We start from the raw sequence: 11,243 nt of genomic DNA on the forward strand, positions 1-11,243 counted from the left end.
ACAAGTATTTGACGGCTTGAAGAATCTTCCCTATATTGGGGTTGAATCCGATTTGCCAATGGCATGAATGCCTGTGTCACACACCCGCGACGCAAAGCCAATCATCTTAACGCAAAGGGAGATCGACCTCGAGGAGACGGAGAGCGGAAGGCCGCTCACCTATCAGATCGTCGGGGACGACGAGGCCGACATCAAGCTCGGCATGATCTCGGTCAGTTCGCCGATCGCCCGTGCGCTGATCGGAAAGGAGGAGGGCGACATCGTCACGGTGCAGGCCCCGGGCGGCAATATCGAGTACACTGCTTGGTTCTGTAATTTTCGCATGATGCCGGCCCGGTGGCGGTTTGCTCCCTGCTGACCGCTTGCGCGCTCAATGCGACTCGCAAACCACCCCCGGGCGGGCATCATGGCTGACTGTGTGCAAAGTTTCACACCAAGGGAGTCGGAAGAAACACATTCAAGTCTTAAAAAGCGTTGTTTTCATGCCCGGTCCCGGGGGCTGGCCCGGCAAGAACCCTTCCAAGGAAGCCCGGGGGCGGGGTCGGCTTTTGAAGCGACATTGAGCGTTTTTGCGTGAAAAATTCAAACTGTTTGAGCAACGCAGAGCGGGTTTGTCAATTTTAAGCAAAGGCATTTGATGAGTCCGCAAAAACGGTCAGGAGCGAAAAAGCCGACCCCGACCGCAGGGCTTTCTTCCTTCACAAACAGCGGACGCGGTAAAAAGCTTTTTACGGTGCCATCAGGCAAAAATCTTTTGCAATGCATGGGCCCGGCAGGGTATGCTGGAAAACATCCGATAGAGGTGTTGTCTGACAATCCGGCAATCAGGGTCACAGGGCTGTGGGCGCATGCAAACCCAACTTCGCAGGCTGATTGGAAAAACCGTACGCATTATTGTGCCGGTTTTGCTCTTTTTGCTTTTGGCAGCCGTGGGCGTGCTCACCCTCGGCCCGGCTGCCCTGGAAAAATACATTACTTACCGGATGCAGGACGCAGGCCTGGAAAACCCCAAGATATCGGTGGTTTCCCTTGGCCTTGGCGGCCTGGACCTCAGAGATGTCTCCGCAGATAACCCGGATTTTCAGATCGATTTTGTTCATTTCAGCTATACCGTAAAAAGCCTGATGCAGGGCCGGGTTACAGAGGTTCTCATCAGCGGCCTGAGATATCATGTGGACATGGACCGCCGCGTGCCCGCCGCAGCCGCCCCGTCATCCTCGCCGGATACTCACCGTTTTTCCGATGTGATGTCAAAAGACCAGATCAGCGCACTGGTTTTTTTTGATCAAATCCATATCCGCAATTCGGTTCTCAAAATCTGCTCTTCCGACACTTGCCATACGGTGTTGTTTGACGCCGCCCTGGCCGCACAGAGCCCCAATAATCTTCATTTTTCTGTAAATCCCATGATTTACGGCATACCTGTGCATATTCGGGGCCGCATGGATTTAAGGGCCCTGGAAACAAGCGGGGAGATTCGCGTGTTTGCAGATCAAGATCCCGCGTCCCAACATGTGCCCGTAGATTGGCAAAAACAGGACAAAACGGCCGATCCGGACTTTGAGCCGGGGATTGCGGGAAACTGGTCTGTTCATTTGGGGGAAAAACAACAAGGGCGGTTTCAGATTTCAGCCGCCGCCCGCAGCCTTGACCTTTCGGGCCTGGGTATGGAGGCCGGATTGGACAGGGCTTTTTTTTCAGTCCGGGCCGTTTTTGATGATAAGTGGACATTGCACGATACCCAGGCAGAGCTTTGCTTAAACGGGCTTTTTTATAAAGATTTTCAGATTGATTCCTTAGAATGTGTGCTCACGGAAAAGGGTGGGAAGCTGGCCCTGGCCGCAGATATGGGCCGCCCATTTGCGGCATCGCTTCGGATCAACGGCACCCGGAGCCGTTTTTCTGAAATCCTGGAAACCGGCAAGTGGCAGGCGGATTTGAACTGGCATCTTACGGGACAGATCACTTCGGCGGAGCTGACGGCCATGCTGCCAGTGGATGTCCGGGTCAGTCCGGCTGCCGGCTTGGATGCCGCAGGCCGGCTTGCAGCCGGTTTTTCGTCTGCCCGGATCAATAAGAAAAAGTCGGGCCAAAATTCCTGGTTTGTGGATCTGCAAACGGAAAAATTCGCATTTACATCCCTTAACATCCATGTTCCGAAAAGCCTTTTAACCGTTCGGGGTCTGGACCTGCCCGGCCCTGTTTTTGTAAAAGGCGGGCCCAACGGCTGGAAGACCCGCATTTACGCCAAAGTCAACCAGGTCCGGATGGCATCGCCCGAGATTGACATCCGGGATACCACCCTGGATCTTCCGGTAATTGTAAATGATGAAATCGCAGAACCCGGCAGTTTTGCCATTTCTTTGATTCAATATGACGACATTGCCCTGCCGGCTGTCACCGGCACGGCCCTTGTCCGGGTCCAAACCCGGGACCGGCTTTTGCGCCCGGTGTTGCAGCCGCAATTGACCTTTTCCGTTGAAAACGGGGATATTGACTGGCCTGGCGCCGGCCTCAAAGCCTCGGGCATCAACGGTCGTGTGGAAATCCGGGATCTTTTTCCCTTGACCACGCCAGGCAATCAGCGCATAGATATCAAAAGGCTCCAGGCCGGAGAACTGGGACTCGAAGACGGATTTGTGATATTTCGAATCGAACCGGAAAGCCTGTTTCTGGAAAAAACCCGATGGCATCTGCCAGACGGCGGAGTCCTGACAGCCCATTCGTCCAGGCTGGATTTTGATCCCCTGGCCGCAGACTTTGATGTTTTTTTTCAGGACGTGGATCTGATCGGTCTGGTCGCCCGGCTCACCAAGGAAAAAATTGTTGGCAGCGGCCGAGTTCACGGCCGGGTTCCGGTTCAATGGCGGCCGGAGCGCATCCGCATCGGCAGGGGGTTTTTGTATTCGGTGCCCGGCACCGGACGTTTCGGCATCAAAGACGAAAAATGGCTCAATGCCCTGATGCTTTACGTGCGCGACGCCCTGGCCGGACACGAGTATCTTTCCCTGCTTTCAAAACGCCTGGAAAAGGCCCTTGGCGATTTTGAGTACCATTTTCTGTCCATTAATCTGGAACCCGGAAATCAGGATGCCGCAGCCCGGATCGAACTGCGGGGCAAAGGGGTTGAAGGCGAGTCTCCCCAGGAGGTGGGAAGCCTTGTGATCAACGTCAATGCCATTGAAGAGATCTTAAACCGCGTGTTGGGCTTTTACCGCACAAAGGACCGGTCCATTGCAGAGGCTTTGGATGCACTTTTTGAGGATTCCCGGGAAATCCCCCAGGGCAGCGGGGAATGACAAAACGGATAAACCAGGGAGGGGTTTTATGAAAACGGTTATTGCAGCGGCGCTTGTGGTACTCATGGCCGCGGCTGGCGCCTGCACAAGGCATCATGTAACGGCGGATACCACTCACCGGGTGGAAATCGCCCCGATTCATGTCACCGTGGACGTGAATTTAAAAGTGCAAAAGGCGCTGGACGAGGCCTTGAGCTTTCAGGGGGACATGAACGAAATATTTACCGAAGAAGAGCTCAAACAACTTCAATAATGTATTTTTTCGGGGGAGAAAATGAAAACAACGCATAAAATTGTCCGGATTTTTGCCCTGGTGTTTCTTTGCGCCCTGGTGACGGCTCCTGCTTTTGCCCAAAGCAAGCAGGAGGTGGCCGCCAGCATGCGCGACCGACACCCGGCCCTGATGGCGGCCAAGGACAAGGGGCAGGTGGGCGAGGCCTGGACCGGCCTGGTGGGCCTGGTGTCGGCCAATGCGCCGGCAGCAGTGCAAAAACTGGTGGACGCGGAAAACCATGACCGCAAACAGCTTTTCAGAATCATTGCCGGCGAAACCAGCGCTTCTATGCAGGAAGTGGCGCGGCAGAACCGGATACGCATGTATCGTCTGGCCAAAGACCACCATTTTGTCCAGGATGCAAACCGCAACTGGGTAAAGAAAAAGGATCTGGGTCAGTGATGCAGCCAATGCAATATGGTGAAATGTTTCATACTTGACACATACACCGATTCCTGCGATATCAGGTTTTACGGTGCCATCTATAATCTGGCTTTTTACTGGTGAAGTTCGATCTGCAGCCAAATCTTGCCTATCAGGAAAAAGGGGACCGACCATGAACAAAACATTTTTTCTTTTGTGTGCCGCCGCCTGCATGCTGTTTTTGATCGCCGCGTGCGGGCAGTCCGATGATTCAGACAATCAAGCCCAGCAACAGAGCGCCTCGGAAAAATCAGAAACCATTGAACTGAGCTATTCCGTGTTTTTTCCCCCCACCCATGCCCACAGCAAGGCCGCCGAGGACTGGGCCAAGCAGGTGGAGGACCGCACTGACAATTCCGTGAAAATCAACATGTATCCCGGCGGCACCCTCACCGGGGCGGCTGAATGTTACGACGGGGTGGTCAGCGGCATCTCGGATATCGGCATGTCCTGCTTTGCCTATACCCGCGGCCGGTTTCCGGTGATGGAAGCCGTGGACTTGCCCCTGGGATATCCCGACGGAATGACCGCCACAAGGGTGGCCAACCAGTTCTACCGGCAGATGGATCCCGAGGAGTTAAAGGATGTCAAGGTGTTATACCTCCACGCCCACGGCCCGGGTCTGCTGCACACCAAAAAACCGGTTGAAACCCTGGCCGATATCAAGGGCATGCAGATTCGTTCCACGGGCTTGAGCGCCAAGATGGTCAAAGCCCTCGGGGCCACGCCCGTGGCCATGCCCCAGGGCGACACCTATGAGGCCCTGCAGAAAGGCGTTGTGGAGGGCACTTTTGCGCCCATGGAAACCCTCAAGGGCTGGCGGCAGGGCGATGTGATCGATTACACCACCAATTGCCAGGAAATCGGTTACACTACCACCATGTTTGCGGTTATGAACAAGGAAAAGTTCAACCAGCTGCCCGAAGAGGTTCAGGATGTGATCAACACGGTCAGCGATGAATGGATCGAGGTCCACGGGCAGGTATGGGACGATGCGGACAAGGAAGGCCTGGCCTACACCCGGGAGCAGGAAAATGAGATCATTGAGCTTTCAGAGGAGCAAAGCACCCGATGGAAGGACGCCATTTCTCCGGTGATCGATGAGTATATCACAGATTCCCGGGAAAAGGACATTGAGGGGCAAAAGTCCGTGGATCTGCTGCGCAGCCTTATTGAAAAACAGAACTGATATCTGCAACAGTTGTTTATTTGTCCGGAACGATTGATGATTTCCCTTATACGCGCGAATCGCTATATTGCCAGGGCCGCTGGGGCAGTGAACTGGATTGCTGCAGCGGCCATTGTTTTGATGATGCTGGTCACCACGGGTGACGTGATTCTGCGCTTCTTCCGGTTATCCATACCCGGGGCCTATGAGACCATCGGCTTTCTTGGTGCCCTGGCCATTTCCTTTTCCCTGCCGTACACGGCCGCGGAAAAAGGCCACATTGCCGTTGATTTTCTGGTGCCGCGCCTGCCCCGGCCGGCGCAGATTGTCATCCACAGCATCAACAGCCTGGTATCTCTTGTCCTGTTTGCCCTAATCGCCCGGCAGTCTCTGCTTTACGGTTCCATCCTGAGGGCTAACGGCTCTGTTTCCGCCACCCTGGAGATGCCCATTTATCCGTTTGTTTACGGGGTGGCGGCCGGATGCATCCTGCTTTGCCCGGTACTGGTCATGGATCTGTTGCTGCGTCTGCGGGGGACTGAGACCCAATGACGCCCACAACCATCGGCCTGATCGGCATTGCCGCCCTGTTTTTGCTTATCTTTTCCCGGCTGCCCGTGGGCTATCTCATGGCCGTGATCGGGATTGTGGGGTTCGGCTCCATCGTATCTTTTGACGCGGCCCTGAATCTGACGGCCAGGGACGTGTTTTCGGTTTTCAGTTCCTATAATCTCACTGTGATCCCGCTGTTTGTGTTCATGGGTCAGATTGCATTTCATTCCGGGATTTCATCCCGGCTTTTTGATGCCGCATACCGGTTTGTGGGCCATATTCCCGGCGGGCTGGCCATTGCCACCATTGGCGCATGCGCCGGATTTTCAGCCATATGCGGCTCCACCAATGCCACGGCAGCCACCATGGGCGCGGCCACTTTGCCGGAGATGAAACGCTACAATTACAAGCCCGAACTGGCCACCGGAGTGGTGGCCGCAGGCGGCAGCCTGGGCATCCTGATTCCGCCAAGTGTTGTGTTTATTGTCTACGGGATTCTCACGGAACAATCCATTGGCAAGCTGTTTGTGGCAGGACTGCTGCCGGGACTGCTTTTGTGCGTGCTCATGGTGGCAAGCATTCTCATCTGGACAAGGATGCGTCCGGATTTGGGGCCCAAGGGAGAAAAATTCACCCTGCGCCAGAAACTGGCCTCTTTGTCCGGTCTGGTCGAAACCCTGGTGATCTTTGTGCTGGTTATGGGCGGGCTTTTCAAGGGGATTTTCACCCCGACCGAGGCTGGCGGCATCGGGGCCTTCTGCACCCTGGCAGTGGCGTTGATCCGCAGAAACCTCAACATGGAGGGGTTTGTTCAGGCCCTGTTTGAAACCACCCGGATTACCTGCATGATCCTGGTAATCGTGGCCGGGGCAACGATTTTTAGCCGGTTTATGGCCGTTACCCGCATTCCCTTTGACATTGCCGGCTGGATCACCGCCTTGGACATGAGCCCGGCCATGATCATGTGTCTGATCATCGGGGTTTATTTTCTGGGCGGGTGCTTTATCGATGCCCTGGCCCTGGTGATGCTCACCATACCCATTTTCTATCCTGTGATCCTGGAACTGGGCTATGATCCCATATGGTTCGGGGTGGTGATCGTACTGGTGACCCAGATCGGGGTGATCACCCCCCCGGTGGGCGTCAATGTGTACGTTGTCAGCGGTGTGGCCCGGGACGTGCCCTTAAACACGATTTTCAAGGGCGTGGTGCCCATGCTCATTGCCATGATCATCACCACCATCCTGCTCATTCCGTTTCCGCAGATCGCCCTGTACCTGCCAAGCCTGCTTTAAGGGGCTGCTGTTTGAAAGGGCCGCAGAAGCGGCCCGGTTTTGTTTATTCGTAGATTTTTTCCTCCGGCGAATCTGCCTGTGCGGCGATTTCCTCCATGTCGCGCTCTGATGTGACGCCTTTTTTGGTAAAATATTCCTTGTACCATTCCGATGCAATAATCAGGGACATAATCTCGTTGGTACCGGTCCAGATGGAGGCCAGCCGCAGATCCCGAACAATGCGTTCAATGGGGAAAATATTGGTGTAGCCGATGCCGCCCATGACCTGCATGGCGTTGTGGGTCGCCTTCTGGCAGGATTCGGTGACAAATTTCTTGGTTTCCGAAACCATTCTGCGAATGCGTCTGGGATGGATCTTGCTGTCCACTGCCCTGGCCGTGGCATGGCACATGGCCCGGGAGGCATCCAGGAGCATGGCGGCCTCGGCCACTTGGAAAGACACACCCTGATAGGTGTTGATTGTCTGGCCGAAGGCCTTTCTGCGGGTTGTGTAGCCGGTGGCAATATCTAAGGCCGGGCGGGCCGCACCAATGGTCATGGCCGCCGTGCCCAGGCGCTCGGGGATCATCATGGTATTAAACACCTTGTAGGCCGCGCCCACTTCGCCGAGCACGTTTTCTTTGGGCACTTTTACGTCCTTGAACACTACGCGGCCCGCGCCGCCGCCCCGGCATCCCATCAGGCCGTACTGGTAGGCTGTTTCCACGCCCTCGGATCTGTCCACCAGAAAGCAGGTCAGGGCCTTGTGGGCATCGCACTGGGGATCCGGGTCCGTTCTGGCATATACCAGGAAATAATCCGCGGCCTCGGCGCCCACGATAAATCTTTTTTGACCGTTTAGAACAAAATGGTCGCCTTTGTCTTCGGCTTTTGTGGTGGTGCCAAAAAAATCCGATCCGCCCCTGGGCTCGGTTAGGCATTCAGCGGCAAATATCTGCCCGGCAAGCAGGGGTTTGACGTATTTTTCCTTTTGTTCATCCGTGCCGTGCAAAATCACGGCATCGCAGACCAGTTCGGCGCCCACGCCGAACACACAGGCAAAGATATAGCCCAGGACCCCGACTTCCTCCATGACCATCACGGTTGTGGCCCAGTCCATGCCCCGCCCGCCCCATTTTTGAGGATAACGGCAGCCCATGAGGTTTCTTCGGCCGGCCTCGGCCAGAAACTCCCTGGGAAAAACGATCTTGTCCGCGTCCATGTCCAGAATCATCTGCTTTGGCACCCAGGCCACCAGATCCCGCACTTCTTCGCGCAGGGCCAGGGCCTTTTCATCCATCATGTAATCAAACATTTTTCACCTCCTGGTTTCAGTTTGTTTTTGGCGTTGCTATTTTTGATGGCGCCGTAAAAGTCCAATATCTGCGTTACGCGCAATTTCTCAGAATTTCACGTACGCTGAGTACGCTGCATTCTTCGAAATTGCGCAAGCCTTGATCTTGAACTTTTACGGCGCCATCTAAAAACTTGCTTTTTATGAAACCATCAAGATTAATCCCGATACAATTTTCAAGAATGATTTTCACCCAGGCTTTCAAGGCGTGTTAACAATTTTTGTTTCACTGATAGCAAATCGTTTTCCAGCTGTTGGAGTTCTTTGATCCGGGTTCGGATTTCTGCCAGTTTTTTGTCCCCATAGCTGAGGCTTTTCCGGATCTGCTGGCTTTCTTCGGGTTCGGCGTTCCAGTAGCCGATCATTTCCCGGATCTGTTCAAGGCTGTAGCCGAAACGCTTGCCCCGTAGAATCAGGCGGAGCCGGGCCCGGTCCTTTCGGGTAAAGATGCGGTAATTGCCGTTGCTTCGGCCCGGTGATATCAGGCCCTGTTTTTCGTAATAGCGGATGGAGCGGGCGGTGATGCCAAACTCCACGGCCAGTTCAGAGATCCGGTACTGGTTTTTGCGCTCCTGTCGGGCCTGGGGGCTTGGATTCTGCTTTGGATCGGATGGCGCTTCTTTTTTTGTCATACGGAATTTTCCGGTTCATGCGCCGGCAAGGTCTCTGCCGGGCGAGTATTTTGATGTGAAGTTCAGGTTTTGGCCAGAATAACATTAACATTAACGTCAACGTTAAGGTTAAAGCGGCAGGATTGTCAAGAAAAAGATCTAAAAACTTACTTTTTACGAAACCATCAATCTTATGGTCTATGCTTTTTTCCGCAGGTCTGGGATGATCCGCATATTAAACGATCATTCGGAGTTTACCATGTATTGTTCCCCGATCACTGACGGGTTGTAAAGATCCGGGAAGTAATAGGGCAGGACATGAAGCGGCAGGCCGATTACAAGAGGGGCTCGGTGGGATGAGGATACCAGCAGGCCCTCGTCTAAAAGGGTGGCTACGATACGGCGGGCGTTTCGCTGGCTCATGTTTAAAATTTCCCCGGCCCGGCCGCGGGAAATGCTTCCGCGCATGAATGCGGCCCGCAGAAGCCGGGAGGCTTCGGGCCGAAGCGGTTTTTCGGCACTTTTTGAGCGCATGTCCACGTACCAGTCGATGCGGGCCTCAATCTGGTCGAGTCGCAGCAGGTTTTCCATGAACTGAATCTGGTCAAGGCAGGTGAGAAGAAAAAAGTTGCAGAAATCAGCCAGCAGTTGTTCACTAAACCAGTGTTTGCCGTTTTTTTGTTCAGGTGAATCAGCGGCCCACAGCTCCATCATATATCGCTGCTTTTTTCTGGACAGCCCTCTGGACAGGGACCACAGGTTGCTTTGGTTAATTCCTGCGAGAACCAGGTAAAGACTTGAAAAAAGCCTTGCCACCCGGCCGTTTCCATCCCGGAATGGATGCAGCCAGGTCAGCCGGTGGTGGGCGGCGGCCATGGCAATGAGACGTTCATCACCGTGAAATCGGTACGGATCGTAGTTTTTCGCAAATTCATTCATCAGGGCCGGCAGTTGTTCAAATCCGGGTCCATGCGGGGTGCGGCCGTCGACAGAGACGTTGACGTCCCGAATCTCTCCGGGATTGACAGGGAGGTCGGAAAATCCGTCCTGGGTGTGGGCAAACCGGTGTTCCGCCGGAAGATGTTCATAAAAGGCGGCATGAAGCTTTGATAGAAATTTTGACGAGCAGATGTTTGACGCCCGGTTTGTTCGCAAGGCGGCCATAAATGATCGTTCAGTTTCCACGTGCGCGGCACAGAGCTGCTGGGCATACTTTTTTTCCGGATCATCAAGGAAATTTTTCTGCAGGGCCATCTCGATGTCCGGGATGGTGGTTTTATGGCCTTCGATCAGGTTGCTGTAATAGCTGTTGATCAGCCGCAAATGCCCGCCCAGGGCATCGGCTGTGGCGCCGGCTACCCGGCCTTCAAGTGCGGCGGACGCGGATGCGACCTCCTGGGCCAGGTCTTTTAGCCCGCCCATATAGGTTTTGCCGGGAAGGTAGGGACGGAGGGAAGAAATGTCTCTGGCCGGTTTTTTGGCCGGTTTCTGCTTTTTCATAATACCCTTTATTTAAAGGGCTTTTTATGATTTTTCAAGCATATTTTTAAGATTTTCAAAAAAATTTGGCCGGTTAGTATTTCAGATAGTGAAAAGGCTCGATTGTGGCCAGGGCTTCTGTGCCGAGGGTTTTAAATCCTTTTTCTTCCAGGATGCGGCGGGTGGCGTCGATGTGGGATACATCCAGGACGATCACTGCGGTCTTGTGGCTTTCCAGGACAAATCCATAGGCGTTTTCAATATTGATTTTTTCCCTGGCCAGATATTGAATCAGCTTATCCATACCTCCGGGCCGGTCGTCAATAATGACTGCGATCACCTCTTTTAATTGCGTTTCTATGCCTTCTTTTTCAAGCACCTTGTGCGCCAGTTTGGGATCATCAACCATGATGTTCAAAAATCCGCTGCTGCCAAACGATGAAATAGTGATGGCCCGAATGTTGAATTTTTCCTTTGCCAGAATGCCGGATACCTCGGCAAGTTTTCCGGGCTGATTTTCCACGGGTATGGTGAGTTGATAGGCAGTGTTCATGGCGCACCTTTTGCTTTAAAGAAGTTGATCAGATCCTGTGGCAGCACTTTTCATATGTAAAGCAATCAGCGCAAAATCTCAAGGATCAAGTTCGATGGCGCCGTAAAAATTTCCTTTCTCCAGGCCACCACTCACCTGCACCGAAGAAGATATGACAAACGCTATCTCTGAATAATCAGCTTGTGTCGGCACCGCTTCAAAGGCCCGGTCAAAGTCGCCTTTGATCAGGGTGCGCACTTGTTGGGCTTTTTGGTAA

General features: G+C 53.8%; 11 protein-coding genes. 7 read left to right on the forward strand and 4 right to left on the reverse strand.

Translation table 11 applies throughout. The annotated features are described in order from the left end of the window. Positions 1-73: 73 nt before the first annotated feature. From R6U41_RS01825 to R6U41_RS01855, 7 genes are all read left to right on the forward strand, one after another. Positions 74-358, forward strand: coding sequence for a GreA/GreB family elongation factor (locus tag R6U41_RS01825; protein WP_410268125.1), 285 nt, complete (start codon positions 74-76; stop codon positions 356-358). 490 nt (positions 359-848) lie between these two features. Then, positions 849-3,299, forward strand: coding sequence for a YdbH domain-containing protein (locus R6U41_RS01830; RefSeq protein WP_410268126.1), 2,451 nt, complete (start codon positions 849-851; stop codon positions 3,297-3,299). A gap of 28 nt (positions 3,300-3,327) precedes the next feature. Next, positions 3,328-3,552 carry a YnbE family lipoprotein gene (locus tag R6U41_RS01835; RefSeq protein ID WP_410268127.1) on the forward strand — a complete coding sequence of 75 codons (225 nt, stop codon included), beginning with the start codon at positions 3,328-3,330 and terminating at the stop codon, positions 3,550-3,552. Positions 3,553-3,573: 21 nt separating this feature from the next. After that, complete coding sequence (locus R6U41_RS01840; protein WP_410268128.1) at positions 3,574-3,975, forward strand: YdbL family protein; 402 nt, start codon at positions 3,574-3,576, stop codon at positions 3,973-3,975. Between the two features lie 154 nt (positions 3,976-4,129). Further along, a complete protein-coding gene (locus R6U41_RS01845; protein WP_410268129.1) occupies positions 4,130-5,185 on the forward strand; it encodes a TRAP transporter substrate-binding protein in 1,056 nt (351 codons plus the stop codon). A 36-nt stretch (positions 5,186-5,221) separates the two neighbouring features. Further along, complete coding sequence (locus tag R6U41_RS01850) at positions 5,222-5,716, forward strand: TRAP transporter small permease (RefSeq protein WP_410268130.1); 495 nt, start codon at positions 5,222-5,224, stop codon at positions 5,714-5,716. Continuing rightward, positions 5,713-7,011, forward strand: a complete 1,299-nt coding sequence (locus tag R6U41_RS01855) for a TRAP transporter large permease (RefSeq protein WP_410268131.1) — start codon at positions 5,713-5,715, stop codon at positions 7,009-7,011. The genes R6U41_RS01850 and R6U41_RS01855 overlap by 4 nt, the downstream gene beginning before the upstream one ends. 43 nt (positions 7,012-7,054) lie before the next feature. On the opposite strand, the gene R6U41_RS01860 is transcribed toward R6U41_RS01855, so the two are convergent. From R6U41_RS01860 to R6U41_RS01875, 4 genes are all read right to left on the reverse strand, one after another. Further along, positions 7,055-8,305, reverse strand: a complete 1,251-nt coding sequence (locus R6U41_RS01860) for an acyl-CoA dehydrogenase family protein (RefSeq protein WP_410268132.1) — start codon at positions 8,303-8,305, stop codon at positions 7,055-7,057. 215 nt (positions 8,306-8,520) lie between these two features. Beyond that, positions 8,521-8,976, reverse strand: a complete 456-nt coding sequence (locus R6U41_RS01865) for a MerR family transcriptional regulator (RefSeq protein WP_410268133.1) — start codon at positions 8,974-8,976, stop codon at positions 8,521-8,523. A gap of 222 nt (positions 8,977-9,198) precedes the next feature. Further along, on the reverse strand, positions 9,199-10,455 hold the full coding sequence (locus tag R6U41_RS01870) for a Fic family protein (protein WP_410268134.1): 1,257 nt from the start codon (positions 10,453-10,455) through the stop codon (positions 9,199-9,201). A 73-nt stretch (positions 10,456-10,528) separates the two neighbouring features. Then, positions 10,529-10,987, reverse strand: a complete 459-nt coding sequence (locus tag R6U41_RS01875) for an ACT domain-containing protein (protein WP_410268135.1) — start codon at positions 10,985-10,987, stop codon at positions 10,529-10,531. Positions 10,988-11,243: the final 256 nt, after the last annotated feature.

Source organism: Desulfosalsimonas sp. (genome assembly GCF_046483245.1).
Taxonomy (GTDB): Bacteria; Desulfobacterota; Desulfobacteria; order Desulfobacterales; family Desulfosalsimonadaceae; genus Desulfosalsimonas.

Bases quoted from the DNA above. Each gene is read 5' to 3' on its own strand.
- R6U41_RS01830 (WP_410268126.1), top strand. From the start codon at position 849: ATGCAAACCCAACTTCGCAGGCTGATTGGAAAAACCGTACGCATTATT.
- R6U41_RS01835 (WP_410268127.1), top strand. From the start codon at position 3,328: ATGAAAACGGTTATTGCAGCGGCGCTTGTGGTACTCATGGCCGCGGCT.
- R6U41_RS01840 (WP_410268128.1), top strand. From the start codon at position 3,574: ATGAAAACAACGCATAAAATTGTCCGGATTTTTGCCCTGGTGTTTCTT.
- R6U41_RS01845 (WP_410268129.1), top strand. From the start codon at position 4,130: ATGAACAAAACATTTTTTCTTTTGTGTGCCGCCGCCTGCATGCTGTTT.
- R6U41_RS01850 (WP_410268130.1), top strand. From the start codon at position 5,222: ATGATTTCCCTTATACGCGCGAATCGCTATATTGCCAGGGCCGCTGGG.
- R6U41_RS01855 (WP_410268131.1), top strand. From the start codon at position 5,713: ATGACGCCCACAACCATCGGCCTGATCGGCATTGCCGCCCTGTTTTTG.
- R6U41_RS01860 (WP_410268132.1), bottom strand. From the start codon at position 8,305: ATGTTTGATTACATGATGGATGAAAAGGCCCTGGCCCTGCGCGAAGAA.
- R6U41_RS01865 (WP_410268133.1), bottom strand. From the start codon at position 8,976: ATGACAAAAAAAGAAGCGCCATCCGATCCAAAGCAGAATCCAAGCCCC.
- R6U41_RS01870 (WP_410268134.1), bottom strand. From the start codon at position 10,455: ATGAAAAAGCAGAAACCGGCCAAAAAACCGGCCAGAGACATTTCTTCC.
- R6U41_RS01875 (WP_410268135.1), bottom strand. From the start codon at position 10,987: ATGAACACTGCCTATCAACTCACCATACCCGTGGAAAATCAGCCCGGA.